The 26,644-nt window shown below is 68.6% G+C and carries 29 protein-coding genes, 1 tRNA gene, 2 pseudogenes and 1 riboswitch; of the genes and pseudogenes, 15 read left to right on the top strand and 17 right to left on the bottom strand.

All coding sequences use genetic code 11. The features are described 5' to 3' along the window. Nucleotides 1-67: 67 nt before the first annotated feature. Together ABT154_RS14990 and ABT154_RS14985 are read right to left on the bottom strand one after the other, a co-directional pair. A complete protein-coding gene (locus ABT154_RS14990; protein ID WP_351857140.1) occupies nt 68-1,333 on the bottom strand; it encodes a PTS transporter subunit EIIC in 1,266 nt (421 codons plus the stop codon). A gap of 287 nt (nt 1,334-1,620) precedes the next feature. Then, on the bottom strand, nt 1,621-2,922 hold the full coding sequence (locus tag ABT154_RS14985; RefSeq protein WP_351857138.1) for a PTS transporter subunit EIIC: 1,302 nt from the start codon (nt 2,920-2,922) through the stop codon (nt 1,621-1,623). Nucleotides 2,923-3,118: 196 nt separating this feature from the next. On the opposite strand from ABT154_RS14985, the gene ABT154_RS14980 reads away from it, so the two are divergent. The 4 genes from ABT154_RS14980 to rdgB all read left to right on the top strand — a co-directional run bounded on the left by ABT154_RS14980 (nt 3,119) and on the right by rdgB (nt 5,391). Further along, nucleotides 3,119-3,391: a PTS sugar transporter subunit IIB gene (locus ABT154_RS14980; protein WP_351857321.1), complete on the top strand. Its 273-nt coding sequence runs from the start codon at nt 3,119-3,121 to the stop codon at nt 3,389-3,391. 158 nt (nt 3,392-3,549) lie between these two features. Then, the gene (rph, locus tag ABT154_RS14975; RefSeq protein ID WP_056558334.1) at nt 3,550-4,281 is read left to right on the top strand and encodes a ribonuclease PH; all 732 of its coding nucleotides are present in this window, start codon (nt 3,550-3,552) and stop codon (nt 4,279-4,281) included. Between the two features lie 115 nt (nt 4,282-4,396). Further along, entirely contained in the window at nt 4,397-4,753 is a 357-nt protein-coding gene (locus tag ABT154_RS14970) for a hypothetical protein (RefSeq protein ID WP_351857319.1), read from the top strand. Nucleotides 4,754-4,788: 35 nt separating this feature from the next. Continuing rightward, a complete protein-coding gene (rdgB, locus tag ABT154_RS14965; protein ID WP_351857136.1) occupies nt 4,789-5,391 on the top strand; it encodes an RdgB/HAM1 family non-canonical purine NTP pyrophosphatase in 603 nt (200 codons plus the stop codon). A 55-nt stretch (nt 5,392-5,446) separates the two neighbouring features. On the opposite strand, the gene ABT154_RS14960 is transcribed toward rdgB, so the two are convergent. From ABT154_RS14960 to bcp, 3 genes and pseudogenes are all read right to left on the bottom strand, one after another. Next, nucleotides 5,447-5,522: transfer RNA gene (locus tag ABT154_RS14960), tRNA-Leu, on the bottom strand. Nucleotides 5,523-5,545: 23 nt separating this feature from the next. Beyond that, nucleotides 5,546-6,091, bottom strand: a pseudogene (locus tag ABT154_RS14955) (HNH endonuclease). 121 nt (nt 6,092-6,212) lie between these two features. Then, on the bottom strand, nt 6,213-6,686 hold the full coding sequence (gene bcp / locus ABT154_RS14950) for a thioredoxin-dependent thiol peroxidase (RefSeq protein ID WP_351857134.1): 474 nt from the start codon (nt 6,684-6,686) through the stop codon (nt 6,213-6,215). A gap of 121 nt (nt 6,687-6,807) precedes the next feature. Here bcp and ABT154_RS14945 point away from each other — a divergent pair, with 121 nt between their 5' ends. The 3 genes from ABT154_RS14945 to ABT154_RS14935 all read left to right on the top strand — a co-directional run bounded on the left by ABT154_RS14945 (nt 6,808) and on the right by ABT154_RS14935 (nt 7,993). Next, entirely contained in the window at nt 6,808-7,128 is a 321-nt protein-coding gene (locus ABT154_RS14945; protein ID WP_351857132.1) for a DUF3618 domain-containing protein, read from the top strand. A gap of 46 nt (nt 7,129-7,174) precedes the next feature. Further along, the gene (locus ABT154_RS14940; RefSeq protein WP_317873740.1) at nt 7,175-7,513 is read left to right on the top strand and encodes a GroES family chaperonin; all 339 of its coding nucleotides are present in this window, start codon (nt 7,175-7,177) and stop codon (nt 7,511-7,513) included. A gap of 56 nt (nt 7,514-7,569) precedes the next feature. Beyond that, nucleotides 7,570-7,639: riboswitch (guanidine-III (ykkC-III) riboswitch) on the top strand. A 33-nt stretch (nt 7,640-7,672) separates the two neighbouring features. After that, nucleotides 7,673-7,993 carry a DMT family transporter gene (locus tag ABT154_RS14935; protein ID WP_056558352.1) on the top strand — a complete coding sequence of 107 codons (321 nt, stop codon included), beginning with the start codon at nt 7,673-7,675 and terminating at the stop codon, nt 7,991-7,993. Nucleotides 7,994-8,115: 122 nt separating this feature from the next. On the opposite strand, the gene ABT154_RS14930 is transcribed toward ABT154_RS14935, so the two are convergent. Beyond that, entirely contained in the window at nt 8,116-10,362 is a 2,247-nt protein-coding gene (locus ABT154_RS14930) for a transglycosylase domain-containing protein (RefSeq protein ID WP_351857129.1), read from the bottom strand. A 215-nt stretch (nt 10,363-10,577) separates the two neighbouring features. On the opposite strand from ABT154_RS14930, the gene ABT154_RS14925 reads away from it, so the two are divergent. The 4 genes from ABT154_RS14925 to ABT154_RS14910 are packed head-to-tail and all read left to right on the top strand — an operon-like array spanning nt 10,578 to nt 14,543. After that, on the top strand, nt 10,578-11,378 hold the full coding sequence (locus ABT154_RS14925) for an ABC transporter permease (protein ID WP_351857317.1): 801 nt from the start codon (nt 10,578-10,580) through the stop codon (nt 11,376-11,378). Then, nucleotides 11,371-12,276 carry an ABC transporter permease gene (locus tag ABT154_RS14920; protein WP_502969503.1) on the top strand — a complete coding sequence of 302 codons (906 nt, stop codon included), beginning with the start codon at nt 11,371-11,373 and terminating at the stop codon, nt 12,274-12,276. The genes ABT154_RS14925 and ABT154_RS14920 overlap by 8 nt, the downstream gene beginning before the upstream one ends. An 8-nt stretch (nt 12,277-12,284) precedes the next feature. Next, a complete protein-coding gene (locus ABT154_RS14915; RefSeq protein ID WP_351857128.1) occupies nt 12,285-13,262 on the top strand; it encodes an ABC transporter ATP-binding protein in 978 nt (325 codons plus the stop codon). Nucleotides 13,263-13,274: 12 nt separating this feature from the next. Continuing rightward, a complete protein-coding gene (locus tag ABT154_RS14910) occupies nt 13,275-14,543 on the top strand; it encodes a DUF445 domain-containing protein (RefSeq protein ID WP_351857126.1) in 1,269 nt (422 codons plus the stop codon). Between the two features lie 28 nt (nt 14,544-14,571). Here the strand turns inward: ABT154_RS14910 and ABT154_RS14905 are convergent, their stop codons facing one another. The 4 genes from ABT154_RS14905 to ABT154_RS14890 all read right to left on the bottom strand — a co-directional run bounded on the left by ABT154_RS14905 (nt 14,572) and on the right by ABT154_RS14890 (nt 17,924). Then, nucleotides 14,572-14,874, bottom strand: a complete 303-nt coding sequence (locus tag ABT154_RS14905) for a hypothetical protein (protein WP_351857125.1) — start codon at nt 14,872-14,874, stop codon at nt 14,572-14,574. A gap of 87 nt (nt 14,875-14,961) precedes the next feature. Next, on the bottom strand, nt 14,962-15,867 hold the full coding sequence (locus ABT154_RS14900) for a hypothetical protein (protein WP_351857123.1): 906 nt from the start codon (nt 15,865-15,867) through the stop codon (nt 14,962-14,964). Between the two features lie 198 nt (nt 15,868-16,065). Next, on the bottom strand, nt 16,066-16,551 hold the full coding sequence (locus ABT154_RS14895; RefSeq protein ID WP_351857121.1) for a TrmO family methyltransferase domain-containing protein: 486 nt from the start codon (nt 16,549-16,551) through the stop codon (nt 16,066-16,068). A 59-nt stretch (nt 16,552-16,610) separates the two neighbouring features. Continuing rightward, nucleotides 16,611-17,924 carry an NsdA family TPR-like regulatory protein gene (locus ABT154_RS14890; RefSeq protein WP_351857119.1) on the bottom strand — a complete coding sequence of 438 codons (1,314 nt, stop codon included), beginning with the start codon at nt 17,922-17,924 and terminating at the stop codon, nt 16,611-16,613. A 153-nt stretch (nt 17,925-18,077) separates the two neighbouring features. On the opposite strand from ABT154_RS14890, the gene ABT154_RS14885 reads away from it, so the two are divergent. Beyond that, on the top strand, nt 18,078-18,524 hold the full coding sequence (locus ABT154_RS14885) for an NUDIX hydrolase (protein WP_351857117.1): 447 nt from the start codon (nt 18,078-18,080) through the stop codon (nt 18,522-18,524). Here ABT154_RS14885 and ABT154_RS14880 read toward each other — a convergent pair. The 3 genes and pseudogenes from ABT154_RS14880 to ABT154_RS14870 all read right to left on the bottom strand — a co-directional run bounded on the left by ABT154_RS14880 (nt 18,491) and on the right by ABT154_RS14870 (nt 20,155). Next, nucleotides 18,491-19,080 (bottom strand): annotated as a pseudogene (locus ABT154_RS14880) (HD domain-containing protein). The gene ABT154_RS14885 and the pseudogene ABT154_RS14880 overlap by 34 nt on opposite strands. 1 nt (nt 19,081) lies before the next feature. After that, nucleotides 19,082-19,231: a DUF397 domain-containing protein gene (locus ABT154_RS14875; protein ID WP_502969509.1), complete on the bottom strand. Its 150-nt coding sequence runs from the start codon at nt 19,229-19,231 to the stop codon at nt 19,082-19,084. Nucleotides 19,232-19,309: 78 nt separating this feature from the next. Next, on the bottom strand, nt 19,310-20,155 hold the full coding sequence (locus ABT154_RS14870; RefSeq protein WP_351857113.1) for a helix-turn-helix domain-containing protein: 846 nt from the start codon (nt 20,153-20,155) through the stop codon (nt 19,310-19,312). Nucleotides 20,156-20,385: 230 nt separating this feature from the next. Between ABT154_RS14870 and ABT154_RS14865 the strand changes: the two genes are divergently transcribed. Further along, the gene (locus ABT154_RS14865) at nt 20,386-21,009 is read left to right on the top strand and encodes an ATP-binding protein (RefSeq protein ID WP_351857313.1); all 624 of its coding nucleotides are present in this window, start codon (nt 20,386-20,388) and stop codon (nt 21,007-21,009) included. On the opposite strand, the gene ABT154_RS14860 is transcribed toward ABT154_RS14865, so the two are convergent. Continuing rightward, nucleotides 20,985-21,743: an HNH endonuclease gene (locus ABT154_RS14860; RefSeq protein WP_351857111.1), complete on the bottom strand. Its 759-nt coding sequence runs from the start codon at nt 21,741-21,743 to the stop codon at nt 20,985-20,987. The genes ABT154_RS14865 and ABT154_RS14860 overlap by 25 nt on opposite strands. Before the next feature lie 154 nt (nt 21,744-21,897). Between ABT154_RS14860 and ABT154_RS14855 the strand changes: the two genes are divergently transcribed. Then, nucleotides 21,898-23,088, top strand: a complete 1,191-nt coding sequence (locus ABT154_RS14855; protein WP_351857109.1) for a DNA cytosine methyltransferase — start codon at nt 21,898-21,900, stop codon at nt 23,086-23,088. Here the strand turns inward: ABT154_RS14855 and ABT154_RS14850 are convergent, their stop codons facing one another. The 3 genes from ABT154_RS14850 to ABT154_RS14840 all read right to left on the bottom strand — a co-directional run bounded on the left by ABT154_RS14850 (nt 23,089) and on the right by ABT154_RS14840 (nt 25,718). Next, a complete protein-coding gene (locus tag ABT154_RS14850; protein WP_351857107.1) occupies nt 23,089-23,580 on the bottom strand; it encodes a very short patch repair endonuclease in 492 nt (163 codons plus the stop codon). A 21-nt stretch (nt 23,581-23,601) separates the two neighbouring features. Further along, nucleotides 23,602-24,597, bottom strand: coding sequence for a NaeI family type II restriction endonuclease (locus ABT154_RS14845; protein WP_351857105.1), 996 nt, complete (start codon nt 24,595-24,597; stop codon nt 23,602-23,604). A 116-nt stretch (nt 24,598-24,713) separates the two neighbouring features. After that, nucleotides 24,714-25,718, bottom strand: coding sequence for a hypothetical protein (locus ABT154_RS14840; protein ID WP_351857103.1), 1,005 nt, complete (start codon nt 25,716-25,718; stop codon nt 24,714-24,716). Between the two features lie 63 nt (nt 25,719-25,781). On the opposite strand from ABT154_RS14840, the gene ABT154_RS14835 reads away from it, so the two are divergent. Continuing rightward, nucleotides 25,782-26,597 carry a class E sortase gene (locus ABT154_RS14835; protein ID WP_351857101.1) on the top strand — a complete coding sequence of 272 codons (816 nt, stop codon included), beginning with the start codon at nt 25,782-25,784 and terminating at the stop codon, nt 26,595-26,597. Nucleotides 26,598-26,644 lie beyond the last annotated feature (47 nt).

Genomic DNA, 26,644 nt, shown 5'->3' with positions numbered 1-26,644 from the left:
GGGGTCCCCCCTGCTCCTCTGGAGCTCGGGGGTGGTTCCGGGGCCTTCCTCTGTCGAGGGGTGAAGCTCACGCCTTGGTGAGGTCCTCGAGCTCCTCGTCGGACTCGCGGCCCGGCGTCGGGAGGTTGAACTTGGTGATCGCGAAGCGGAAGACCACGTAGTAGATCGCCGCGAAGACGAGACCGATCGGGATGATCAGCCAGGGCTTGGTCGCGAGGTTCCAGTTGAGTCCGTAGTCGATCAGACCCGCGGAGAACGTGAAGCCCGCGTGGACGCCGAAGGCCCAGGTGACGGCCATCGAGATGGCGGTCAGGACCGCGTGGATCGCGTACAGGACCGGCGCGATGAACATGAACGTGAACTCGATCGGCTCCGTGATGCCGGTGACGAAGGAGGTCAGCGCGAGGGAGACCATCATGCCCATCACGGCCTTGCGGCGCTCGGGGCGAGCGGCGTGGGCGATGGCGATGGCGGCGGCCGGGAGGCCGAACATCATGATCGGGAAGAAGCCCGACATGAAGATTCCGGCGCTCGGGTCACCGGCGAAGAAGCGGTTGAGGTCGCCGTGGACGACCTCGCCTGCGGCGTTGGTGAAGTCACCGATCTGGAACCAGGAGACGGTGTTCACGAACTGGTGCATGCCGACCGGGATCAGCGCGCGGTTGATGAGGCCGAAGAGGCCGGCGCCACCGGCGCCGAGGCCGGTCATCCACTCGCCGAAGCTGGAGATGCCCTCACCGATGGGCTCCCAGACCAGACCGAAGATGACACCGACGGCGGTGCCGACGAAGGCCATGATGATCGGGACGAGACGGCGGCCGTTGAAGAAGCCGAGCCAGTCCACCAGCTTGGTGCGGTGGAAGCGCTGCCACAGGACGGCCGAGATCAGGCCCATCAGGATGCCGCCGAGGACACCGGGGTTGTTGAACGTCGCGGCGACGTCGACACCCTTGTTGGCGGTCGTGTTGACGACGGCCTCGGTGATCGGGAAGGCCTTCAGCACGTTGCTGTAGACCAGGAAGCCGACGAGCGCGGCCAGGGCGGTGGAGCCGTCCGCCTTCTTGGCGAAGCCGATGGCGACACCGATGCAGAAGAGCAGGGGCAGGTTGTCGAAGACCGCGCCGCCGGCCGTGGCGAACACGGAGGCGACCTTGTCCCAACCGAGCCCGTCCTTGCCGAAGACGTCGGCCTGGCCGAGACGGAGCAAGATACCCGCGGCCGGCAGAACGGCGATCGGCAGCTGCAGGCTGCGACCGACCTTCTGCAGGCCCTGGAACAGGCCGGATCCGCGCTTCTTCGCGGGAGCGGCGGCCTGGGCGGTGGCCGTACTCATCAACTTCCTCCAGTAAGGCAAGGCGCCGCCAGAGGACAGTGAAAGGGGGGACGGCGACGTCTCGTGGAACGCGGTGGTCTGGACCGCGTGGTCTACACCAATGAGTGGTGTAGACCAGTTGTAGCACGTGAGACTTAGATAAGGAACCTGCGAATTTTGTGTGCTCGGCCATAGCTGGAAATGCACGACATAAGGCCCCCGGGCCGTCAGGTCCAGGGGCCTTGTGCGGGCCTTACGGGAGGGACGAAAGCCCCGTACCGGTCAGGCCTCGGAGGGTGCGCGCGGGGTCACTTGACGTTCTCCCGCTCCATCTCGTCCCCCACCTCGTCCGGCTCGCGGCCGGGGGTCTGGAGGTTGAACTTGGTGATCGCGAACCGGAAGATCGCGTAGTACGCGACCGCGAAGCCGAGGCCGATCGGAATGATCAGCCAGGGCTTCGTCGCCAGGTTCCAGTTGATCACGTAGTCGATCAGGCCGGCCGAGAAGCTGAAGCCGTCCTTCACGCCGAGCGCCCAGGTCACCGCCATCGAGACACCCGTGAGCACCGCGTGGATCGCGAACAGCACCGGCGCGATGAAGAGGAACGAGTACTCCAGCGGCTCCGTGATGCCGGTGACGAACGAGGTCAGCGCCACCGAGAGCATCAGACCGCCGATCTCCTTCCGGCGGTGCGGCTTCGCGCAGTGGGTGATCGCGAGCGCCGCCGCCGGCAGCGCGAACATCATGATGGGGAAGAAGCCCGTCAGGAACTGGCCGGCGTTCGGGTCGCCCGCCAGGAACATGGGGATGTCGCCGTGGACGACGCTGCCGTCCGGCTTCGTGTACGAGCCGAACTGGAACCAGATCGGCACGTTCAGGAACTGGTGCAGGCCGATGACGAGCAGCGCCCGGTTCGCCACCCCGAAGATGCCCGAGCCCCAGGCGCCGAGGCCGACCAGCCAGTCGCTGAAGTTCTCCAGGGCGTCGCCGATCGGCGGCCAGATCCACAGGCAGATCGAGGCGAACGCGATCGCCACGAAGGTCATGATGATCGGGACGAGGCGGCGGCCGTTGAAGAAGCCCAGCCAGTCGACCAGCTTCGTCCGGTGGTAGCGCTGCCACAGGTACGCGGTGAGCAGACCCATGACGATGCCGCCGAAGACACCGGGGTTCTGGTACGTGTAGCCCGCGAAGGAGTCGTCGACGCCGAGGCAGCCGCCGCCGATGTCCTTCGTGCCGGTCGGGCAGTCCTTCGGGAACTGCCGCAGCACCGTGTAGTAGACGAGGAAGCCGACGACGGCCGCGAGCGCGGTCGAGCCGTCCGACTTCTTCGCCATGCCGATCGCGACACCGATGCAGAAGAGGATCGGCAGGCCGAGGCTGCCGTCGAGGAGGGCGCCGCCCGCGCCCGCCATCACCTTGGCGACGTTGTCCCAGCCGAGGCCGTCCGCGCCGAAGACGTCCGGCTGGCCGAGGCGGTTGATGATGCCCGCGGCCGGGAGGACGGCGATGGGCAGCTGGAGGCTGCGGCCCATCTTCTGGAGGCCCTGGAAGAGTCCGCCCCACAAGGACTTCTTCGGCCGCGCCGCGGCGGCGCTGTCCGTACTCATCGGCGTCCTCCCTGCCCGGTGCAAGCCGGGTCCGCGTCTTGTTGCAGACTGGTGTAGACCAGTTGCGATAAGCTCCGGGAGCCCGCTGAGGACAGGCCGCCGGTGATCGTCATCATTCGGCAGAACGGCGGCACTCGCTCGCGAAGTTGGGCCAACCGTGGGTTACCGTGACAAAGCGGACCGCAGGTGCGCCGGGATTCGCGCCCTCGCGAACGGAACGGACAGGGAGAAACACATGGCCAGCAAGGCTGAGAAGATCGTCGCCGGGCTCGGCGGCATCAAGAACATCGAAGAGGTCGAAGGCTGCATCACCCGCCTGCGCACCGAAGTCGTGGACCCCGGCCTGGTCGACGAAGCCGCCCTGAAGGCCGCCGGCGCCCACGGCGTCGTCAAGATGGGCACCGCGATCCAGGTCGTCATCGGCACCGACGCCGACCCGATCGCCGCCGACATCGAAGACATGATGTGAGCGACTGACGCACGTCGGTCGACTCGCGTCGGCGAAGGGCCCGTTCCGGCAGGGGAACGGGCCCTTCGCCCTGTCCGCGGGCCCTTCGCCCGGTCCCGCACCCGGGCCCTTCCCGCGACGGGGACGGCCCCTTCCCCGTATCCCGCTAGGCTCGTCCCATGTCTCGTATCGACGGCCGTACCCCCGAACAGCTCCGCCCCGTGACCATCGAGCGCGGATGGAGCAAGCACGCCGAGGGCTCCGTCCTCGTCTCCTTCGGCGACACCAAGGTCTTCTGCACCGCCTCCGTCACCGAAGGCGTCCCGCGCTGGCGCAAGGGCAGCGGCGAGGGCTGGGTCACCGGCGAGTACTCCATGCTCCCGCGCGCCACCAACACCCGCGGCGACCGCGAGTCCGTCCGCGGCAAGATCGGCGGCCGCACCCACGAGATCTCCCGCCTCATCGGCCGCTCGCTGCGCGCGGTCATCGACTACAAGGCGCTCGGCGAGAACACCATCGTCCTCGACTGCGACGTCCTCCAGGCCGACGGCGGCACCCGCACCGCCGCCATCACCGGCGCGTACGTCGCCCTCGCCGACGCGGTCACCTGGGCCCAGGGCAAGAAGCTCGTCAAGGCCGGCCGCAAGCCGCTCACCGGCACCGTCGCCGCCGTCTCCGTCGGCATCGTCGACGGCGTCCCGCTCCTCGACCTCTGTTACGAGGAGGACGTGCGCGCCGACACCGACATGAACGTCGTCTGCACCGGCGACGGCCGCTTCGTCGAGGTCCAGGGCACCGCCGAGGCCGAGCCCTTCGACCGCAAGGAGCTCAACGCCCTCCTCGACCTCGCGTCCGGCGGCTGCGCCGAACTCGCCGAGATCCAGCGCAAGGCGCTCGAAGGAACCCTCTGACGGTCGGCTGCGTCCTGACGGGCGGGCACACGGGTACGATCCGTGCGCCCGCCCGTCCGCATGTTCGTACGTATCTGGGGGAGGACCCGCCTTGAAGCGCCGTCTCGCACTCGCCATGGCCACGGCCGCCGCGCTCACCACCGCCCTGAGCGGCTGCGGAGCCCTCGACACCGCGATGGACTGCGTCAAGACCGCCGACGCGATAGCCACCTCGGTCAGCAACCTCCAGCAGGCGGTCTCCAACGCCTCGAACGACGCCACGCAGATCGAGGAGTCCCTGGACTCCATATCCACCGAGCTGGGCAACCTCAAGAACACCACGGACAACGCCGACCTCTCCAAGGCGGTCGACGACCTCACCAAGGGCGTCGACTCCGTCCGCACGGCGGTCAAGAACGGCGACACGACCCCGGACATCACCCCGATCACCGACGCGGCCGGCGAGGTCGCCAAGGTCTGCACCCCGGGCTGACCGGGCCGGGCCCCGCGGCCCGGATAATCGAGGGCATGACCCGTCTGATCCTCGCCACCCGCAACCCGGGCAAGATCACCGAACTCCACGCGATCCTCGCCGACGCAGGTCTCGACCTGGAACTCGTCGGCGCGGACGCGTACCCGGAGATCCCCGACGTCAAGGAAACCGGCGTCACCTTCGCCGAGAACGCCCTCCTCAAGGCCCACGCCCTGGCCCGGGCCACCGGCCTGCCGGCCGTGGCCGACGACTCCGGCCTCTGCGTCGACGTCCTGGGCGGCGCCCCCGGTATCTTCTCCGCCCGCTGGGCCGGCACCCACGGCGACGACCGCGCCAACCTGAACCTGCTGCTCGCCCAGCTCTCCGACATCGCGGACGGACACCGGGCCGCCCACTTCGCCTGCGCGGCCGCCCTGGCCCTGCCGGACGGCACGGAACGCGTGGTCGAGGGCCGCATGCCGGGAACCCTCCGCCACACCCCGAAGGGCACGAACGGCTTCGGCTACGACCCGATCCTCCAGCCGGAAGGCCACGACGTGACCTGCGCGGAACTGACCCCGGCGGAGAAGAACGCGATCAGCCACCGGGGCAAGGCGTTCAGGGCGCTGGTACCGGTGGTGCGGGAGCTGCTGGGCTGAGGAACCAACGACAGGGCCCGTTGCCTTCGTTTCCAAGGCAATGGGCCCTCTCTACTGGTACGCCCGGTCGGATTCGAACCGACAACACATGGCACCTAAAGCCATTCTCTCTTCCGTTGGAGTACGGGCGCACGCCATCCTGGCCACTGTACCGCTACCCTCCACGGCGCCAGGTGTCGGTTGTCGCATGGCAGTTGGGACACAGCAACCGCAGGTTCTCGCCTCGGTCGTCGTGCCAGTCCCCGCGAGTCGAGGAAAGCGATGGCCTCGTCCACGGTCGAGCACCGCACGGCGGCTTCGGTCAACCGCTCGCGGGTGTATCGAGGGCCACTGGTCATGAGGCCCGCCCCTTGCCGCGCCCACGGTAGGTGTCCGTCGTCGAGTGCCTCGATCCGCCGGCTGATGTGGGTGTGCTGCCCAGCGACGACGTCCACTCCGAGGCGCCGTAGTACTTCGCACATGTTCGTCGAGGCGGCGACAGCCTGTGCCAGGACCTCGCGTGTCCAGCGAGTTCCCTCCCGCTCGAAGTGCGAGATTTTCACCCCGAGCCTTCGCATCCGGTCTCGTACGTACCGGCGCGTCGCACTCCTCGGGTCCACACCCAGCCGCTCCAACGCCTCCGTCAGCGTCCGCGCCCTTGCGCCGCCGCCTCCAGGCGCTCCCTCGTGTACGCGCTCGTCCCCGTCGAGCCCCTCCCCAGTACGAATCCCGTACGGAGCAACGAGCCGCATACAGGACGGTCACGTCATATCGCGTACGAAGAACGGAGCGGCCCGCACCCGGCGGTCAGTCCGGGTGCGGGCCGCTCCAGGGGTGGTGGGTCAGCCCTCGACGCCCAGGTCTCGGATGATCTTGGCGACGTGGCCGGTGGCCTTTACGTTGTAGAAGGCGTGCTCGATCTTGCCGTTCTCGTCGACGACGACCGTCGAGCGGATCACGCCCGTCACCGTCTTGCCGTACAGCTTCTTCTCGCCGAAGGCGCCGTACGCCGCCAGGGTCTCCTTCGACGGGTCGCCGACCAGCGTGACCTTGAGGTTCTCCTTCTCGCGGAACTTCGCCAGCTTCTCCGGCTTGTCCGGCGAGACGCCGATGACGTCGTAGCCCGCCGCCGCGAGGACGTCCAGGTTGTCCGTGAAGTCGCAGGCCTGCTTCGTGCAGCCGGGGGTGAGCGCGGCCGGGTAGAAGTAGACGATGACCTTGCGGCCCTTGTGGTCCGCGAGGGAGACCTCGTTGCCGTCCGCGTCGGGCAGGGTGAAGGCGGGGGCGGTGTCGCCGGGCTGCAGTCGCTCGCTCATGGCTCTCCTCGGGATGGTTCGCGTACGCATTCAGAGCCTAATGGGGGTCGGGGACAGCCCCATGGCGATCGAGCTGACAGACTGTCCACAACGACCGGATCACGACTACGGAGGCAGCGCGGTGTCGGAGGCCAGGACCCCTGCGCAGATCGAGGCGGACATCGTCCGCCGGCGCGAGCAGCTCGCCGTCACTCTCGACGAGATCGGCATTCGGATGCACCCGAAGACGATCATCGGGGACGCGAAGGCCAAGGTCGCCTCGACGGTCGACCAGACCGCCGGACGCGCCTTCGTCGCCGTCAACCGGGTCGTCTCGGATGTGAAGGCACGTTTCACCTATGAGGACGGCGCCCCCCGCCTGGAGCGCGTGGTGCCGGTGGCCGTCCTGGCGGTGGCGGTCGTCGGGCTGCTCGCCGCGTCCTCCCGCAGGAAGAAGGGATGACCCCTCCCTGCCACGGGCGTCCCGCCCGGGCGGGTAGGTTCACCCCGTGAGCGAGAACACGCACGACAAGCTGCCCATCCGGATGCTCCACGACCGGGTCCTGGTCCGCACCGACTCCCCGGAGGGGGAGCGGCGTTCCGGCGGCGGCATCCTGATCCCGGCGACCGCTGCCGTAGGCCGCCGCCTCGCCTGGGCCGAGGTGGTCGCGGTCGGCCAGAACGTCCGCACGGTCGAGATCGGTGACCGGGTCCTGTACGACCCCGAGGACCGCGCCGAGGTCGAGGTCCGGGGCACCGCGTACATCCTGATGCGCGAGCGCGACCTGCACGCGGTGGCCGCCGACCGCTTCCAGGGCACCTCGGACTCCACCGGGCTCTACCTCTGACCCTACGGGCACATACCGCGAGGGCCCTTGGTGACCATGGTCACCAAGGGCCCTCCGTCGTTCTTTGCTAGCCTGGAGACACCCGACGAGACGCGCCGTACCGGGATTCCGACAAGACGACGCACCCCCTGTTGTTCCGTCTCGCGGAGGTTCGTCGCCATGGCCTGGGTTCTGCTCATCATCGCCGGTCTGCTCGAAGTCGGCTGGTCGATCGGCATGAAGTACACCGAGGGCTTCACCCGTCTCTGGCCCAGCGTGTTCACCGGTATCGGCATCGTCGCGTCCATGGTGCTGCTGTCGCAGGCCGCCAAGACGCTGCCCATCGGCACGGCGTACGGCGTGTGGGTCGGCATCGGCGCGGCCGGTGCGGCGGTGTTCGGCATGGTGGTGCTGGGTGAGCCCGCGACCGCCGCCCGGATCTTCTTCGTCTGTCTGCTGCTCGTCGCCGTCGTCGGGCTCAAGGCGACCTCGGGTCACTGACCCCGGGGGCCGGCCTGCGGCCACCGACCCTGATGGCCGTACGAGACCGTTCATCGGTCATCGGCCCCGTACGGCCGTACGGGGCCGGGTTCACCTACTCCGTACGGCCGTACGAGCCCCGTTCACCGACCCCGTACGGGCGTACGCGACGGCTGGGGTCCGCGCGACGCCGCGCCCGGCCCCGCCTCGCCCGTCAGGGTCGACTCCGGTGACGCGCCCGGGTCCTCCGGCCCGTCCGGCATCGGCGGCACCACCGGCATCGCCTCCGCCCCCGGCATCAGCTGGAGCTCGAAGTCCCGCGGCGCCGTCCCCGCCAGCGCCTCCCGGGTGAACCGGCCCCAGATCTCGGCGGGCGCCCCGCCGCCGTTGATCCGGGGCAGTCCCAGCGCCCCGTACAGCGACTCCTGCCGCCCCGACTCCGGGTCCTGCCCCATCAGCGCGACCACCGTCGCCAGCTCCGGGGTGTAGCCGGCGAACCAGGCGGCCCTGTCGTCCTCCGCCGTGCCCGTCTTGCCCGCCGCCGGCCGCCCGGCGGCCTGCGCGGCCGTCCCGGTGCCCGCCTCCACGACGCTCCGCAGGATCGACGTGGTCGTGTCCGCGGCCTCCCGGCTGACCACCTGTCGTCCCTCGGCCGCCGGCACCGCCAGCTCCTGGCCGTCCCGGCTGATCCGTCCGACCAGCGTGTACGAGCCGTGCCGGCCGTGCGCGGCGAGCGTCGCGTACGCCGTGGCCATGTCGAGGACGCTGGCCGTGGCCGGCCCGAGCGCGATGGACGGGGAGTCGGTGAGGTCGGGGGTGGAGCCGGGCAGTCCGAGGGCGACCGCGGTGCGCCGTACGTGCCCGGGGCCGACGTCGACCGCCATCTGGGCGTACACCGCGTTCACCGAGAGATCGGTGGCCGCGCCGACGGCGATCTCGCCGTAACTCGCGTCGTCCTCGTTGGCGGGGTCGTACGGGCTCCCGCTCCAGCCCTCCACAGGGCGCCGGTTGCTGCCGTCGTACACCGTGTACGGGGTGATCGGCTCGCCCCGCTGGGTCTGCGCCCCGCTCTGCACGGCCGCCGTGAAGACGAAGGGCTTGAAGGTGGATCCGACCTGGTAGTCGCGCCGGGTGGCGTTGTTGACGTACTGCTGGGTGTAATCGACGCCCCCGTACATCGCGAGGACCTCGCCGTCCGCCGGGTCGACGGCCGCCGCGCCGACCCGCACGTTCCGGTCGGCGGGGGAGACCGCCGGGTCGAGCCGGGACATGACCTGCTCCTCGACGGTCTGGACGAGCGCCTCCTGCTTGGCGGGTTCCAGGGTGGTGGTGATCCGGAAGCCGCCGCCGGCGAGGGTCTTCTCGTCGATGATCCCGTGCCCGGTGAGGTACTCCTCGACGGCCTGGACGAGATAGCCGCGCTGCCCGGACAGGCCGGTCGCGGGGCGCGCGGTCTGCGGGGCGGGGAAGCGGACGGCGGCGCGGTCGGCGCGGCTGAGCCAGCCCTCGGTGACCATGCCGTCGAGCACGTAGTTCCAGCGGGCGACGGCCGTGGCGCGGTTCTCGGGGTGGGTGGTGACGTCGTAGGCGCTGGGGGCCTTGAGGAGGGAGGCGAGGTACGCCGCCTCGGCGGTGTCGAGCTGCTCGACGTCCTTGCCGTAGTAGGCGCGGGCGGCGGCCTGGACGCCGTACGCGTTCCGGCCGAAGTAACTGGTGTTCAGATAGCCCTGGAGGATCTCCTCCTTGCTCTTCTCGCGGCCCAGCTTGATCGAGATGAAGAACTCCTTCACCTTCCGGGTGAGGGTCTGCTCCTGTCCCAGGTAGTAGTTCTTGACGTACTGCTGGGTGATGGTCGAACCCGACTGGCGGCCCTTGCCGGTGACGGTGTTCCAGGCGGCGCGGAGCATCGCCTTGGGGTCGACGGCGCGCGAGGTGTGGAAGTCGCGGTCCTCGGCGGCGAGGACGGCCTGCCGGAGGGAGAGCGGGACGCGGTCGAGCCGTACGTTCTCGCGGTTGACCTCGCCGTCCCGGGCGAGGGTGGAGCCGTCGCGGTAGAGGTAGACGTTGGACTGGGCGAGGGCGGCGGTGTTGGCGGGCGGGATCTCCACGAGGAGGTACCCGGCGGCGAAGGCGCCGAGGAGCAGGAGCGAGCCGAGCAGGAACAGCCCGAGGAGGCCCCGGAGGAGGCGCCGGGGACGGGACCGCTTCGGGGGGCGCTCGGGGGTGCGCCGGGGGTCGGTCTCGGGGGTGCGCCTCGGGCCGCGCTCGGGATCGTGCTTCGGGCCGGGGAGGGATGGGTCCCTCGGCTCCCAGCCCGGCGTGCGGGATGGCCGGGGGGCGTCGGGGTCGCTCGTACCGCTCGTACCGCTCGTACCGGAGGAAGGGGGCATGGCACCTCATATTGCCCGGAATGGGATGAAACTCCCGGACGCGACCCGAAACGGACCTGAAGGTGACGGGAAATCCCCTCGCGGGCGCGGGGACTCCTCGCTAGGGTCGTGCGCTTCGGTGTTTCCCGATGCTTTTCAGTGCTTCCCGGTGTTTACCGGCGCTTCCTGGTGTTTCCCGGTGGATTTCAGCTCTCTAGAGACGAGGGAAGGGCATGTTGCGGCTGTACGCGACGGTGGCCGCGGGCGGCTTCCGGCGCCATGCCACCTATCGGGTGGCGACGGCGGCGGGCGTCTTCACCAACAGCGTCTTCGGCCTGGTCCTCTCGTACACCTACATCGCCCTCTGGGACGAGCGCCCCGCGCTCGGCGGCTACTCGGTGGACGACGCCATCGCGTACGTCTGGATCGGACAGGCGCTCATCACCGTCTGCGGACTGATGGGCGGCGGCTTCGAGGAGGAGCTGATCGAGCGCATCAGGACCGGCGACATCGCCGTCGACCTCTACCGCCCGGCCGACCTCCAGGCCTGGTGGTTCTCGGCCAACGCGGGCCGGTCCGCGTACCAGTTGATCGGCCGGGGCGTCCTCCCGATGACGATCGGCTGGCTCGTCTTCCGCTTCACCCTGCCACCGGGCCCCGGCACCTGGCCCGCCTTCCTGGTGGCCGTGGCCCTGGGCTCCACCGTCAGCTTCGCGATCTGGTACCTGGTGGCGATGAGCGCGTTCTGGCTGCTGGACGGCCAGGGAGTGGCGCAGGTGGCCTGGCTGAGCGGCCTGTTCTTCTCCGGGATGCTGCTCCCGCTGAACGTCTTCCCCGGCGCGCTCGGCGAGATCGCCCGGACACTGCCGTGGGCGTCCCTGCTCCAGGTCCCGGCGGATGTGTACCTGGGGAAGTACCGGGGCTGGGAACTGGCGGGGGCGTACGGCTTCCAGGTGGCGTGGGCGGTCGTCCTGCTCGGCGCGGGCCGGGTGGCGCAGACGGCGGCGACGCGGAAGGTGGTGGTGCAGGGTGGGTGAGCCGCGCGCCGCGGCCGGGCCCCCGGCGGGCCTCGGCCCCGCCCCGGAATCCGTCAGGGATCCCGCCTCCGAGGCAGGTCGCTTCCCCGACCCCCCGCCCGGCCCCTGGAGCACGTACCGGATGGTGGCGGGCATGTGGATCCGGTCCACGATGGCCTACCGCTCCTCCTTCGCGCTGACCCTGGTCACCAGTTTCTGCGTCACCTTCTTCGACTTCGTCGCGATCCTCCTGATGTTCGGCCAGGTGAAGGGCCTCGGAGGCTTCTCGTTCGCGGAGGTCGCGCTGCTCTACGGGACGGCCGGCACGTCGTTCGGGATCGCGGACCTGACGATGGGTTCGGTGCAGCGGATGGGGCGGCGGGTCAGGGACGGTTCGCTCGACGTCTTCCTGATGCGCCCGGCACCGCTCATGGCCCAGGTCGCGGCGGACAAGTTCGCGCTGCGCCGCTTCGGCCGGGTCCTCCAGGGTCTTGTCGTGCTGGTCTGGGGCCTGCTGCTGCTCGATGTGGCGTGGACGCCGGTGAAGGCGGTGCTGCTGCCGGTGACGGTGGTCTGCGGGGCGGTGATCTTCTCGGCGCTGATGGTGCTCGGCGCGTCGGCGCAGTTCTGGATGCAGGACGCCGCGGAGGTGACCAACTCGTTCACGTACGGCGGGAACACCCTCCTCGGGTACCCGCCGACGGTCTTCGCACAGGACCTGGTGCGGGGTGTCGTGTACGTCGTACCGCTGGCGTTCGTGAACTGGCTGCCCGCGCTGTACGTGCTCGGCCGGCCGGCACCGGCGGGGGTGCCGGAGGGGGCGGCGTTCGCCGCGCCGCTCGTGGCGGCGGTCTGCTGCGGGATCGCGGGGATCGCCTGGCGGGCCGGAATCCGTTCGTACCGATCGACAGGGAGCTGACGTCCGCCATGCCGTTCATCGAGCTGGAGTCACTGGAGAAGGTCTTCACGGTCCGCCGCAAGACGGGCCCGTTCCGCCGGGAGAAGCGCGAGGTCAGGGCGGTCGACGGGATCAGCTTCGGGGTCGGACGCGGCGAGATGGTCGGCTACATCGGCCCGAACGGCGCGGGGAAGTCGACCACGATCAAGATGCTGACCGGCATCCTCACCCCGAGCGGCGGGCGGCTGAGGGTGGCCGGCATCGACCCGGCGCGGGAGCGCACCCGGCTGGCCCAGCGGATCGGGGTGGTCTTCGGCCAGCGGACGACCCTGTGGTGGGACCTGCCGCTGAAGGACTCGTACCGGCTGATGCACCGCATGTACCGCATCCCCGACGCCCGCTACCGGGAGAACCTGGACCGCTGTGTGGAGCTCCTGGAGCTGGGGGAACTGCTCGACGTGCCGGTACGCCAGCTCTCGCTGGGGCAGCGGATGCGCGGCGACATCGCGGCGGCGCTGCTGCACGACCCGGAGGTGCTGTACCTCGACGAGCCGACGATCGGCCTGGACGTGGTGTCGAAGGCGAGGGTGCGGGACTTCCTGCGCGAGCTGAACGCCTCGCGCGGTACGACGGTGCTCCTGACCACCCACGACCTCACGGACATCGAGCAGCTCTGCTCGCGGGTGATGGTGATCGACCACGGGCGGCTGATGTACGACGGGGAGCTGGACGGCCTGCACGAGATGGGGGAGAGCGAACGGCTCCTGGTGGTGGACCTGGAGCGGGAGACGCCCCCGATCGAGGTGCCGGGAGCCCGCTTCGTACGGGCGGAGGGCCCGCGTCAGTGGCTGGCGTTCCCGGCCTCGGCGTCGGCGGCTCCGCTGGTCGCGGCGGTGGCGGCGACGTATCCGCTGGTCGACCTCTCGGTGCGGGAACCCGACATCGAGGCAGTGATCGCGAAGATGTACGGGGGAACTCGGGAGGACCGCCGGGAGTCTCTGACGTAGGAGGTCGAGTCGATGGTGAGTTTCTCGTACACGGCGGCGGACGAGGAGAAGAGCAGGGGCGTCCGCCGGATGAAGACGCTGGCGACGGCGCTGCTGCTGGTCGTGGCAGTGATCTACGCCCTGGCGACGTGGGCGAGGAACTCCGGCTGGGGCGCCTGGACGGGCTACGTCGCGGCGGCGGCCGAGGCGGGCATGGTCGGTGCGCTCGCGGACTGGTTCGCGGTCACGGCGCTCTTCAGACGGCCGCTCGGTCTGCCGATTCCGCACACGGCGATCATCCCGACGAAGAAGGACCAGCTGGGAGCGTCGCTGGGCCAGTTCGTGGGCGAGAACTTCCTCTCCGCGGACGTGGTGAGGGGCCGGCTGCACGCCTTCGGGATCGGCGGCCGGCTCGGCACCTGGCTGGAGGACCCGGCGCACGCGGACCGGGTCACGGCGGAACTCTCCACGGCGCTACGGGGGGCGCTGACGGTCCTGCGGGACTCCGACGTCCAGGCGGTCGTCGGGGAGGCGATCACCCGGCGGGCGGAGGCGGCGGAGATCGCGCCGGGCCTCGGCAAGACCCTGGAGAGGATCGTCGGGGACGGGGCCCACCACCGGGCCGTGGACCTGGTCTGCACACGCGCGCACGACTGGCTGGTCACCCACGGCGAGTCGGTGATGGACGCGGTGCAGGGCGGGGCGCCGGGCTGGACCCCCCGCTTCGTGGACCGCCGGATCGGTGAGCGGGTCTACAAGGAGCTGCTCCGCTTCGTGACGGAGATGCGGGACATGCCGGCCCACCCGGCGCGCGGTGCGATCGACCGCTTCCTCACGGACTTCGCGGCCGACCTCCAGGCGGACACGGACACTCGGGCGCGCGTGGAGCGCCTCAAGTCGGACCTGCTGGCCCGCCCGGAGGTCCAGGACATCATCGCCTCGGCCTGGTCCTCCGTCCGCAACCTGATCATCGCGGCGGCCGAGGACGACCGCAGCCAACTCCGCCTCCGCGCCCGCGCCTCCCTGATCTCCCTGGGCAACCGCCTGTCGACGGACACCCGCCTCCAGTCGAAGGTGGAAGGCTGGGCGGAGGACGCGGCGGCATACGTCGTCACGACCTACCGCCACGAGATCACGTCCCTGATCACGGACACGGTGGCGGGCTGGGACGCCGACCAGACGTCGAAGAAGATCGAGGCGAACATCGGCCGGGACCTTCAGTTCATCAGGATCAACGGCACGGTGGTGGGCGCGTTGGCGGGGTTGGTGATCTATACGGTGAGCAGGGGGGTGGGGGGCTGAGGGGGCCCGGCGCGGCGCTGGCGGAGGGTTACGCCTTCCCGCGCGTCACGGCCCAAGAGGCGACTGCCATGCCACCGGCGACGGAGAACACGGCGGGCCAGGCGCCGATCTTCTTGGCGAGCGGGTGGGACCCGGCGAAGGCGGCGACGTAGGCGGTCGTCAGCCCCACGGAAGCCTTGGCCCCACCGACCTGCTGCCACTCCCGCGCGGCCACCCCACCGGCGACGGCGAGAACGACACCCCCGAGGGGCCGCTTCTTGGTCCACCGGGCAACGGCGTAACCACCCACGAGCCCGGCGGCGGCTATGGCGGGGGAGGGGATGCGGGGCATGGTGGGGGCCTTTCGGTCGGTCGGGTCTTCCTTCGAGCGTACGAGGTGCGGGCGCGGCGCCACGGCGAGGGCTGTCGGTCGGACAGGTCAGCCATGCGAGGTCAGCGCGCACTCGGCGCAGTGCGTCTCGCCGCCGAGCGGGCGGAACAGCATGGGCTGGGTGTGGTCACCGGCACACTCCCGGGCGCCTTCGAGTCGTGGCGACAGACGGTTGCCGGACGAGGGTGCGGGGTGGGGTGGCAGGGACCGGGGCGGTACGTCGCGAAGGAGGTAGCGGACGAGGCCGCCGGGGCGGTGGACGGGTGTGGTGGAGCCGGGGAGGCCGCGCAGGATGTGTTCGTGGACATCGGTGGAGGAGTGGCCGGTGTCGAGCCAGCGGGCGGCGAGCCGGGCGAGTTCGTCGCGCATGCCGGGCGGGATGCTGCGGAGGGTGGCGGAGAGGAGCGGCAGGGCGCCGATGAGGGCGCGGGCCTCTTCGAGTCGTGGCGACTCGCCGACGGCGTCAGCGACTTCGCCGACTTCGGGTGCCTCGGCGGCCTCCAGGGGAAGGTTGGAGGTGTCTTCTACCCGGTCTTTCTCTGGATGACCGTCGGTCGACGGGGGCGTCGGCTCACCGGCGGCCGGTTTCCGAGGACTCGGTGCGACCTGCGAAGACACGACGGGGCCCCGGGCGAGGAGCTTGACGGCCTGGTCGGTCGTCAACGGTGTGCTGGACACGAGCTGTTGGGTCACCCGGAGGCCCCCGGCGACCTGCACCCGCCGCTCGTGCACGAACCCCTCCTCCTTGAGCTGCCGCTTGGCGCGCCCGAAGGCGCATGCCCCGATCCGGGCACGTTCGGCGGTACGGGAGAGCGACTCGCGGGCGCCTCGGGGAAGGGAGAGCTGCCAGGTCAGCAGGCGAACGGCGTCGGAACTGAGCCGAGGATGCCGAATGAGCTCGTGCGAGAACTGACTGAAGGCACGAGAGGGCGCGTTAAAGTGCCGGTAGATCACGGTGGACTTCCGTTCCACTAGTGGTTCAGGCCCTCGCCGATGGGTGCAACCGTTGGCGAGGGCCGTTTTGTGTGACCGTACTGCACTTAGTGCGACTGGATGGCCACGATGGGTGAGGATTGTTCGTGTGGGTGACCTTCGGGGTGCGTCGCCACGCGTGTAATGAGGGCTGCGAGGGGGTGGCGTGCGGGTCTCGACTCAGCGCTCGGACGCGTCTCTCCAGTAGTCCGCGAGCATTTCGCCCGGCCACGTCGGCTGTGCGACGGGGCCACGGGGGAGCATCTCCTCGAACACCGCCACGAGATCGACGACCTGCGTGCCGTCGTCGGCGTCGAGGTCCACGACGTGCAGGTCGCGTCCGTCGACCTTGAGCAGTCTCGGGAAGGAAGTGGCCATCCGGGCCGGACGCCGGTGGTTGTGGTGAACGAAGGTACCGGTCGCCGGCCACGCGGGGTTGTCGCGGGGGCTGCGGGCATGAAGCGCGACATCGTCCGGGGAGCCCAGGTTGAAGAACCACGTGACCTGGAGATGGGAGAAGTGCTCGATGCCTTGCAGCGTCTCCACGGGGAATTCGGGTCGCAGACGGATGACCGATTCCACGCCGCCCTTGAAGTCGTCGAGCCGTCCGGCATGGCCGCCGATCACGTCAGCGATGACCGGCACCTTGATGAACTGAGCAGCCACGGATCACCCTTCTTCCTTCTCTGCGGAGCCACTTGTGGGGTGCGACGGCTTCGGCGGCGTCAGATTACTCGCTGGAGTACGACCCGGGCTCGATCGTTCACTTCCGAGGCGGACTGGATTCCACGGTTGCGAAACGGGGACAGGACCGTGCGCATGGTCACGGCTGCTTCTCGCACCCTGCCGGACTGGACGCCGTCCATGGCGTCCAAGGCCTGACTCCAAGTCCGGCAGGCTGCGTCGATGTTGCCCTGTTCAGCCTGGACCGTACCCATATAGCCGAGCGTGACGGCGTGGGTTCTGCTGAAGGAATCGGCCCTGCGGTGTCGCACGCTGGCACGGAAGTGGCGCAGGGCGCCGTTGAGGTCGCCCAGGGCCCACAGCGTGCGGGCGGTCTCATGCGCGAGGGACGCTTCTTGAAAGAACCAGACCCGCTGAGGCTCGTCGTCTCCCACCGAGGCCTGGCCGAGGTCGGATTCGGCCTGGTGGATAGCGGAAATGGCCTTGTCCTTCTGGCCGTCCACGGCCAGCGCCCGCGCACGCACGACGCCGATCAGGGCTCGTTCGCGTGGGGTGGCGTGGTCGTATCGCTTGCGCTCGATGGAGGCGGTGGCGAGGTCCGAGGCGGCCCGGGTGTGTCCGAGGTCTATGGCCTGATGGGCCATCGCCCGCAGGATGTGCCCGGCGAGGGGAGCGTCGTCGGCTTCGGCGGCGAGCTTGAGTGCGAGGGTGAAGTAGCGTCGCGCGGGCTCATGTCGGGAGGCGTCGAAACTCATCCAGCCGGCCACGTACACGGCCTCGGCTGCCGCCGAGTACAGCGAACGTCGGGAGTTCTCGCTGCTGAAGACTCCGCTGACGTACCGGGCGACGTCGTCGACGATGTACTGGTAGAGGGCTGTTCGACCATCGACGCCGCCGTGGCGTTGATCGCGACGGGCGAAGAACTCTGTCATCTCGCGAACAGCCCGCGCTTCGGTCTCGCCGACTCTGCGGTTGGGGCCCACCGCTCGGGAGCGCGCCCGCTGCGGAGCTTCGTCCCACCAAGGACCCCGGGGTAGGGCCAGTCCGCCGACGGAGTAGACGGCGGCGCCGGTGAGAAGCCGGCGGCGTTCGCGGTCCATGCTGTTTCTCCCCAGGTCGACCAGAGTCGTCAGCGTGTCGGTGTCCCACTCGGACCCGGTGAACGTATCCGAGGCGTTCCCGGCGAGGCCGATCTCCGCGAGCGTGAGGGGACGACCCAACCGCCGCGACAGAGTTTCTCGCAGTACGTCGGCAGCCCGCCCCCGAGGCCGGGTCCCGGCGACCCACATGGCGATACCAACAGGAAGGCCATCGTGACCGACGTCTGCGGGGGGTCCGTGTACGTTCTGCGCCATGTCTGGGGCGGTGGTGACACCTGGGAGGCTGAGGACCCCGAGAGGCTCACGGTTACGGAGCCCGCTGGTGGGGTGCGGCACCAGGCTCAGAGGATCACAGCTGGCCCGGCTGCCGCGCGGCACTGGTCACCCAATCAGGAGGAACCGCCATACATGGGCAGGGCTGAGTATTACAACGACCCCAACGCACCCTCCAGCAACCTGCTGGTCGTTGACGAAGGCGGCGCCATCCTGCTCCAACGCCGCCGTGACACCAGCCAGTGGGCGTTGCCCGGTGGCGCCCAGGACATCGGCGAGACGGCGGCCGAGTGCGCGGTGCGCGAATGCCTGGAGGAGACGGGGATCATCGCCCAGATCACCGGGTTCGTCGGCGTCTACACGAACCCCCGCCACATCGTGGCGTACACCGACGGCGAGATCCGCCAGCAGTACGAGAACACGTACATCGGCCGTCCCATCGGCGGCGAGCCCACGATCAACGACGAGGCCGACGGCGTCCGCTTCGTCCAGCCGGCCGACCTCGACCAGTACGACATCCACGCCAGCATGCGCCAGCAGATCGGCGACTACCTGGCCGACACGTACCCCCACCTGGGCTGAGCTGCCGGAGCTGCCTCCACCCGTCCCACGGCGGCGAAGATCTCCGGCGCCGCCCGGCGGATGAACCGCCCGACGATGCTGTCGTCCCCGTAACGGCCCAGGATCTCAGCGACACGATCTTCGGCGGAGGTCCGGCCGTCGTCGGGCGTGGTTGTCATATCGCAGTAGACAAGCGCGTCCACCAACAGCGGCTCCTCCAGCAAGGGGAACTCGCTCGCGAGCTCCTCTCTCAGCCCCCGCTCTTCTGCTTCCAGAAGCGCGAATGAATGGTTGGCGACCAGCCGCGTCAGCCGTTCGTCGGCCCCGTGCTCGTCACGGAGGAACCGAGCTCCGTCCAGCGGGTGGAACCCCGTCACGGCCAGGCGAGGTGCATAGCCCACGTCATGCAGTATCCCGGCGGCGACCATCGGGCGGCATCCTTCCCCAAGATCCGCCCAACCTCGGCCGCCTGGACCGCGACTCCTTGGCTTTGCGCCCACCGCCGAGGGAACGCATCACCGAGTTCCGCCTCCGCGACCCGTCTGACCAAGTCTGCCGCTACCTCGTTGCCGAGCATTTCAGAACGCTGGAGGAAGAGGTGCGACATGGCCGACGGAGACACCGTCAACAAACTTCTGCCATGCGGTGGCTCTCAAGGCGAGCGTGGGGCCCTCCGGACGCTTCGAGTCCCGTACGAGTGAACCCGTGGGAGTGCGGGCGCACTCCACGCACTCGGTCGTATTGCCGCCACTATAGGAGGACTTGAACCAAACCCGGGTCGATGCTGAGGACTGCGGAGAGGACACCTAGAGCTCCTTGCGGATGCGATGGATCAGGGATGACGAAGCTTCCATGTCCAACGCTTGTGCCCGCAGGTACTCGAACGCAAGTCTGTATCGATCCAGTTCGCCGTCCGTTTCCATGAAGAGTGAGCCGGTGTGCAGGTCCACGTAGACGACGTCGAGGGTGGGCTCTGCAGCTCCGAGGATGACGAAGCTTCCCAGCGCCGCAGCGTGTGCGCCCTTGGAGAAGGGCAGCACCTGCAGTGTGATCTGGGTGGCCTCGTTTGCTTCGAGCAAGCGGTCGAGCTGCGCACGCATCACTTCTGGGGAGCCGACGACCCGACGCAGGACGGACTCGTCGAGGATGGCCCAGAGGTGGGGTGGCTTGGGTCGGCTCAGGATCTCCTGTCGCTTCATGCGGATGTCGACAAGCCGATCGACCTCCCCTTGGTTCAGGCGCAGCTCGTTCGCCTGCTGCAAGGCGGTGCTGTAGTCCCGTGTTTGGAGCAGGCCAGGGACGTACACGCAGCAGAAGTGATCTTCGCGAACGGCCTCGTCTTCCAGAGTGAGGAGCAAGTTCATGCTCTCTGGGATGGAGTCGGTGAAGGTGCTCCACCAACCTTTTTGCCTGGCGTCCTTGGCCAAGGCGATCACCGCTGTCCGCTCCGCGTCACTCGCGTCGTACTCGCGGCACAGGGCATCCACGATGGGCCACTTCACGGGGCCGGACTGGGTTTCGTACCGGCTCACCGTGGCCTTGGAGACCCCGACACGGCGGCCGGCTTCCTCCAAGGTCATGCCCGAACGTGCTCGCAGCTTGCGCATGGTCGAGCCGAGCTGGCGACGGCGTGTCGTCGTCCTCGATGACATGGCGGCTGCCTTTCGTAGCTGTTCATTGCCCGCCCTCTGGGCCCAATCAGGCTATGCGGCTGCGGTGTTGGCATCGCTTGATTTCACCCGATCGAGTCTCATGAGAAGTTACACAACGAGAATTCCCGCTGCCATACTCGTTCCCGTCTACGTCACGCAGCGCATCCGCATGGATGCGGAGGGTGTGTCGCTGGAGTGGTCAGAGGAAGGGGAGTCCCGTCGTGGCTTTCATGGGAGACGGTGGAGGGGCGCTTCGCTGCGTCTTGCCGTTCGAAGCGGTGCCTAGTGAATTCAGGCTGCTACGCAGCGCTGTCCGCTCGGCTCTGGGGCAGTGGGGCGTTCTGAGTGCAGCCGAAGAGGTCGAGCTGGTCGTGACGGAGCTCGCGACGAACGTCATGAAGCACGTGGGCGAAGGCGCGTCAGCGGCCCTCGTACTCGAACCGCGCGGGAGTCGCCTCAGGGTTGAGCTGCATGACAAGAGCCCGGTGGTGCCGAAGCAAGATGGCGTGGTCGATTGCGAGCAGGAGTGCGGCCGAGGGCTGCATCTTGTGGCGTCGATGTCGGTCGACTGGGGCACACTGCTTACGGGGACGGGTAAGGCTGTCTGGTGTGAGGTGTCGGTGGTTGCTGACACCTTGTGTGCGCGAGCTCAGCGCGCGTACAAGGTTCTCCATGGCTACCCGGAGATTCTCGGGGTGAGGGTGCCGCTTCAGGCCTCGCGCTCCAGGGTGAACCAGGAAGTTGCCGTCACGCTGATCGCAGACCTCCTCGCGTGGTTCGCGCTCCAGGGCAGTGACCCCGACGAGGCGCTCTGCCGCGCGCAGCAGCTCTACGAGGCCGGTGAAGCTGCGTGACGGGCCGCTGCGCGCATTTTCTCGCGGAGGTCGTCGGGTGTGCGCCAGGCTTCCCCTGCGTAGTTCCTGTGGCACATGCGATGGCAGTTCGCGCACAGGAGCGCGAGATCCTCCAGTCGGGTCTCGCTAGGGCCGGAGACGTGAAGAGGTGTGACGTGGTGCACTTCGATGTAGTCGGCGCCGAGTGGTCCGTAGGTGGCGCCGAAGTCGAACCTGCATGCCTCGCACTGAATGGGCCCGTTCAGCTTTCGGACTTGCTGAATCTTGCGGTTGCGGAGGCCGCGGTCGCGCTCGCGGTGAAGGGCCAGGCGAACCAGCAGACGCCCCTCGCGGGCGCTCGTCTTTCCGTCCTCGTCTACCTCGTCTGGTTGGACGGGGGTGTCATGCAGCTCGCCACTGGCGATCCCTGCGCGCAGGGCGCGAGCGGCAGCCAGCATCCGCTGGGGGTCCGCCAGGAAGTCCGCGACGACTCTTTGGGTGGGGCGCCCACCCTTGGTCGTGCCCCCCGCATGATCGGGGTGGGCGGTGGCGATGTCTGTCGTTTTGCGGCTGACGCTGTTCTGCGACCGGAACCGGGAGTCGGCAGCGGCGTTGCCGTGCAGGGGGAGCGATCGGAGCAAGTCGGAGAGCTCCAGGACGCGCAAGTCGTTCTGCCGCAACTCATGCCAGTCGTTTTCCATGACGAGCGCGCATGCAAGCAGCAGTTCGTCCCTCACCCACGAGATTTGCCCCATGCCGTCGATCGTACAAGTGTTCCCCCTTGGCGTGGAGTGATTGGGGATGCTTCGGCATGGCGCACACTTGGGAGGCACTGTCAGTGGGGCCTGTCACTCTCTGTAATGACTGGCGGACAAGGCGTCAGCGAGGCACGTGGTCAAAGGAGGGTGCATGACCAGCACTGAGGCGGAGTTCACTTCTATCGAGATCTGCGCTGGAGCCGGCGGGCAGGCCATTGGGCTGCACGCCGCCGGGTTCAGGCACCTTGCGCTCGTGGAGATCGACAAGCATGCGGCGGAGACGCTGCGGCGGAACATCGACACGCGCGCGGACTGGGCATGGGAGAAGCGGCAGTGTGACCTCCGACACGCGGACGTGAACGACTTCAAGCCGTTGGAGCAAGTGAAGTGGGCCGGGAGGCTCCTTGAGCCTGAGGAGCTGGATCTCTTGGCTGGTGGTGTGCCGTGCCCGCCCTTCTCCCATGCAGGCAAACAGCTCGGCAAGTCCGACGAGCGTGACCTCTTTCCGCGGATGCTCGATCTCGTTGCGCAGCTGAAGCCCCGCGCGGTGATGATCGAGAACGTGCGCGGGATCCTTGACCCGAAGTTCACGGACTACCGGGACTACATCACGGCCAAGCTGGAGGGAGGCACGTACCGAGAGGAAGACGGCACCCCCGTCACGCTACCGAAGGGCAAGTACACCGTCTGCCATTGGGGTCTCCTGGAGGCTAGTAAGTTCGGTGTTCCGCAGCTCCGGCCCCGGGCGATTCTCGTCGCGATCCGTAACGACGTTCTCAAGGACGTGAAGTACGAGTGGCCGACGTCGACGTACGAGGAGGCCGTGAGCGTCGCCGAGGCTCTCGGGAAGACGATGCAGGCGCGGTACGAGGCGTACTACAACGGGCCGCGCGATCGGGAAGCGCGTGCGGCCCTCGCGCGGTGGCAAACCCGCGCCACAGAACGCCACGAGGAACTGAAGGCCAAGGGTAGCGCCGGAATTGCCCCCACGCTCGTTGGTGGCTCGAAGAAGCACGGCGGCGCTGATCTCGGTCCGAGTAGGGCCAAGGCTGCCTGGAAGCAGCTGGGTGTCTCAGGCCTGGGTGTGGCCAACGACATCGAGACGTGCGAGAAGAAGGGGTCTGAGGACCGCGACCTCTTCGGCCCCGACGGTCCGATGCTGACTGTTGAGCAAGCGGCGATTATCCAGGGCTTCCCGAAGGACTGGATCTTTGATGGCGGCAAGACGGCTCAGTACCGACAGGTCGGAAACGCGTTCCCGCCGCCGGTCGCTGAGGCAGTCGGCCGTTCGATCATGGATGTTCTGAAGGCCGCCCGCGAGCGGGACGCTCAGAGCTCCTGATCAGGCGGTTCCATCGCCTTGCACCGTGCCCTTGCCTCGCGCAAGGGCACGGTGCTTTTCCACCTCCGCCGCGATATGTGTGGCGCACTCCTCCGAAGGTTCGTGTTCCCAGAAGCGGAGGACCATCCAGCCCGCTTCCTTTAGACGCTGATCTGTATCCCGGTCACGAGCCATATTCCGGGCTACCTTGTCGGACCAGTAGCCGGGGTTGGTCTTGGGTGCCACATAGTGTTCGGGGCAGCCGTGCCAGTAACAGCCATCGATGAAGACGGCCAGCTTCACCGGCCGGAAGACGATGTCTGCCGTCCGGCGGAGGTCGGGCAGCGGCTTCGCGGCGACGCGATACCGCAATCCCCGAGCGTGCAGGAGCCGGCGGACCTGCTGTTCCGGCTTGGTGTCCCGGCTGCGGATCGCCTGCATGTTCCGTCGGCGAGCCTCTGAGGAGGCCCATGAACCTTTCGGCGGCCTCCATGACTCGGATGTCTCCACCATTACCGCCTCCCATGCAAGAGGCTAGTCCTCCGACGAGCGGACCTTCTTCGTCTCTGGAAGCAGCGGTGCCCGTTCGCGGGCATCCTCCGGAGAGGCCTCCACCCAGTAGCGGCCTTCAAGGAGTACACGCGGGCGGCATGCGTGATGTGGCTTGGCTTCCACTACACGGATGCTGACGCTCTCGCCCTCCTGAGGTATGGGCAGGCCCAGGGTCTTGGCCACGACCTGGTGGTTGGGGTAGTCGCCGCAGATCAGGATGCCTTCGTTTCGCAGTTTCTCGCGGGCGCCTCCGTTGTACCGCACCCGCTTCATGTAGTCCTTCTGCTGCGCAAGCGTTCTGACTACGGTGCGGTTCACGCGACGCTTCTGCACACGACGGAATAGTTCGTTGACCTTGGCTTGCCCAGGACTGCGCTTCGATCCCGCTCCTGCAGTGAGGATGGCAGCTTGTGTGTCCTTGTCGAGATGGAGTAGCAGGTTTTCTTCGAGTGGCTGCTCGCGCCAGAGCCAGTGGACGAGATTCCAGTCCTGCTTGGTCAGACGGAACTTTCCGTCGCGGTTCCCCTTCTTCGTGACGTTTCCGCTGGTGGTGAGCTTGGTGCGGTTTGCGCGTAGCAAGCCCGCACTCCACTTCTTCTGCCAGTCGTCGGCCCAGACGACCAGGCAGATTTCGTCCAGAGCCTCCGGCGGGATCATCCAGCCGTAAGGAGTTTGCGAAAATTTGCAGTCGACCTCGATGCCTCGAATCAGGTAGTCCATGTCAAGGCCGCTGTTGAGCTCAAACTCGCGAAGCAGGTTGATCTCGATCAATGTTCCAGCGTGCGTCTTCTCGGTCTTGTGTAGTCCGTTCCAGTCGAAGCGGCCTGTGTGTTCCCCGTCGAGCAGTTGGTCGATGGTGTCGCGCAGGACTCTTCCGAAGCGCTTCCCCGCAGGGTCTACAGACAACCAATACTGCTGAACTGACGCCATTTCGGAGTCGTCGTCGCGAACGGGGTGGGGCAAGTCAAACAGGGGCAACTCGGTTTCCTCCTAGGAGATTGGGGGCGGTCTCGCGCCTCTGGTGACTTCTGGGACACGGGCCGAGTTCCCGGGCTGCTTGATTTCTGTCAGGTCAGACGTTTCTGCGGTTGTCGCTACGACTGCTCCGAACCCCCGTGACACCCCCCATAACTCCGCGCACCCCCGCACCAGCACTCCGCCCCCCACCCCGGCGGCCACGCCGTCGCTCGGCCGCGGGCCGCCAGGGTTGTCGCGTACTGGGGGAGGAGGTCCGGGTGGGACGGGTGGGTGGATTCTGAGGCTGCGAAGGCTTCGTAGGAGGGGACCGTGGCTTTCACGATGCCCAGGTTCGGGGTGCCTGCCTGGGCGAGTTCTCGGAGGGAGGCTTCCAGGTCCGTGAGGTGGGCCGTGTACGTGGGGTATTCGGCTTCCAGTTCCGGGTACGCCGCCAGCAGCTCGTCCAGTTCGCGTTCGGGCCAGTGGAGGACCGCCACCGGGAACGGGCGGGAGAGGGCCGTGCGGTACGTGCCCAGTTCCGAGCGGAGGCGGGCGATCTCCGCCTGGAGTTCCGCCGGGTCCGAGGAGCCCAGTGACCACAGGCGCTTCGGGTCGTGGAGTTCGTCCAGGGGCACCGCCGCCGTGTGCAGCCGGTCCGCCAGCTCGTCCCAGGCGTCGTGCGCGAGCGCCAGCATTCTGCGGACCCGGTGCCGGGTCATCAACAGGGACTGCGTCGCGTGCGGGAGTTCCGCCGAGCCGGCAAGCAGCGTCGCCGCCTCCGTCAGGGTCGACTCCGCCGCCTCCAGCTCGTCGTGGGCCTCCAGCGTCTCCGCCGTGATCTCCCACGGCAGCGCGTCCGTCGGCCTGGCCCGCCGTACCCCGTCGATGATCGCGCGGGCCTCGGCCTCATGGCCGTACTCCCACAGGTTCGCCGCCTTCAGCGCCCTGATCAGGAGCGGGTTCGCCGGCGTGCCGGACAGCAGGGCGTCGTAGAGGGCCGTCGCCGCGGGGCGGTCGCCCGCCAGTTCCAGGTGGGCCGCGGCCCGCAGGGACAGGGCTTCCCTGTCCCCGGGGTACTGCCCGGCGGTGCGCAGCAGGCGCTCGGCTTCGGTGGTGTGGGCGGCAGGCGTGTCGGGGCGCATGCTCTCCACCGTACTGCTGTACGGGCCTGGAGAGTTGGCGCCCCAGCGCATATCGTGCCCCGCGTGCGGGCCAGGGTGGGGCAGCGGATACCGGTCGTCGTCCAGTCGCGAGGACGGCGCCGTTCGGGTGCCCGCGTGCTGTTCGTGTGCGCCGAGACCGTCGTCACCTGTGGGGTTCTCGTCCTGCTCCTCGTCGTCCATCAGCTCTGGTGGACCAATCTGGAGGCCCGCGCCGAGGCCCTCGACCAGGTGCGCGCCCTGGAGCAGGAGTGGGCCGTGCCGCTGCCCGAGCAGACCCTGGGAGATCCGACCGTCGGCGCGCCGACACCTGGTGCGGATCCGGCCGACGAGGACTCGGTCGCCGACGGCCGTCCGGACGGTCCGTCGGCAGGCGCCTCCGCCGGATCCGGCGGCCGGCCCGCCCCTCCCGGCACCTCCCGCTCCGACGCCTTCGCCGTCCTCCGTATCCCCCGGCTCGGTCTCACCGTTCCCGTCGCCCACGGCGTCTCCAAGCGTTCCGTCCTCGACAAGGGGTACGTCGGGCACTACTCGGGCACCGGCGACGCCGGGCGCGTCGGGAACTTCGCGCTCGCCGGGCACCGGAACACCCATGGCGAACCCTTCCGGTACATCAACCGGCTGGAGGAGGGGGACGAGATATCCGTACGCACGCGCGCGCGTACGTACGTCTACCGCGTCGACCAGATCCTGCGGCAGACCGCTCCCCGCGACGTGGGCGTCATCCGGCCCGTGCCCCGGTCCCTCGTCAAGCCCTCGTACGGGTACGACGCCCCCGGCGCCTATCTCACCCTCACCACCTGTACGCCCGAGTTCAGCAGCACCTACCGGCTCGTCGTCTGGGCGAAGCTCGTCCGGTAGCAGGGTCCGTGGCCGGAGCCCTCCCCTGCCCCGTGGCCGGAGCCCCC

It is taken from the genome of Streptomyces sp. NPDC001728 (assembly GCF_040297565.1).
GTDB lineage: Bacteria > Actinomycetota > Actinomycetes > Streptomycetales > Streptomycetaceae > Streptomyces.
This window is presented reverse-complemented; position numbering and strand designations above follow the sequence as displayed.

What these genes read in the sequence shown, in the direction of transcription:
- ABT154_RS14990 (WP_351857140.1), bottom strand. Translation starts at nt 1,333, where the DNA reads ATGAGTACGGCCACCGCCCAGGCCGCCGCTCCCGCGAAGAAGCGCGGA.
- ABT154_RS14985 (WP_351857138.1), bottom strand. Translation starts at nt 2,922, where the DNA reads ATGAGTACGGACAGCGCCGCCGCGGCGCGGCCGAAGAAGTCCTTGTGG.
- rph (WP_056558334.1), top strand. Translation starts at nt 3,550, where the DNA reads ATGTCTCGTATCGACGGCCGTACCCCCGAACAGCTCCGCCCCGTGACC.
- ABT154_RS14970 (WP_351857319.1), top strand. Translation starts at nt 4,397, where the DNA reads ATGGCCACGGCCGCCGCGCTCACCACCGCCCTGAGCGGCTGCGGAGCC.
- rdgB (WP_351857136.1), top strand. Translation starts at nt 4,789, where the DNA reads ATGACCCGTCTGATCCTCGCCACCCGCAACCCGGGCAAGATCACCGAA.
- bcp (WP_351857134.1), bottom strand. Translation starts at nt 6,686, where the DNA reads ATGAGCGAGCGACTGCAGCCCGGCGACACCGCCCCCGCCTTCACCCTG.
- ABT154_RS14935 (WP_056558352.1), top strand. Translation starts at nt 7,673, where the DNA reads ATGGCCTGGGTTCTGCTCATCATCGCCGGTCTGCTCGAAGTCGGCTGG.
- ABT154_RS14930 (WP_351857129.1), bottom strand. Translation starts at nt 10,362, where the DNA reads ATGCCCCCTTCCTCCGGTACGAGCGGTACGAGCGGTACGAGCGACCCC.
- ABT154_RS14915 (WP_351857128.1), top strand. Translation starts at nt 12,285, where the DNA reads ATGCCGTTCATCGAGCTGGAGTCACTGGAGAAGGTCTTCACGGTCCGC.
- ABT154_RS14910 (WP_351857126.1), top strand. Translation starts at nt 13,275, where the DNA reads ATGGTGAGTTTCTCGTACACGGCGGCGGACGAGGAGAAGAGCAGGGGC.
- ABT154_RS14905 (WP_351857125.1), bottom strand. Translation starts at nt 14,874, where the DNA reads ATGCCCCGCATCCCCTCCCCCGCCATAGCCGCCGCCGGGCTCGTGGGT.
- ABT154_RS14890 (WP_351857119.1), bottom strand. Translation starts at nt 17,924, where the DNA reads ATGGCGCAGAACGTACACGGACCCCCCGCAGACGTCGGTCACGATGGC.
- ABT154_RS14885 (WP_351857117.1), top strand. Translation starts at nt 18,078, where the DNA reads ATGGGCAGGGCTGAGTATTACAACGACCCCAACGCACCCTCCAGCAAC.
- ABT154_RS14870 (WP_351857113.1), bottom strand. Translation starts at nt 20,155, where the DNA reads ATGTCATCGAGGACGACGACACGCCGTCGCCAGCTCGGCTCGACCATG.
- ABT154_RS14865 (WP_351857313.1), top strand. Translation starts at nt 20,386, where the DNA reads ATGGGAGACGGTGGAGGGGCGCTTCGCTGCGTCTTGCCGTTCGAAGCG.
- ABT154_RS14860 (WP_351857111.1), bottom strand. Translation starts at nt 21,743, where the DNA reads ATGGGGCAAATCTCGTGGGTGAGGGACGAACTGCTGCTTGCATGCGCG.
- ABT154_RS14855 (WP_351857109.1), top strand. Translation starts at nt 21,898, where the DNA reads ATGACCAGCACTGAGGCGGAGTTCACTTCTATCGAGATCTGCGCTGGA.
- ABT154_RS14850 (WP_351857107.1), bottom strand. Translation starts at nt 23,580, where the DNA reads ATGGTGGAGACATCCGAGTCATGGAGGCCGCCGAAAGGTTCATGGGCC.
- ABT154_RS14840 (WP_351857103.1), bottom strand. Translation starts at nt 25,718, where the DNA reads ATGCGCCCCGACACGCCTGCCGCCCACACCACCGAAGCCGAGCGCCTG.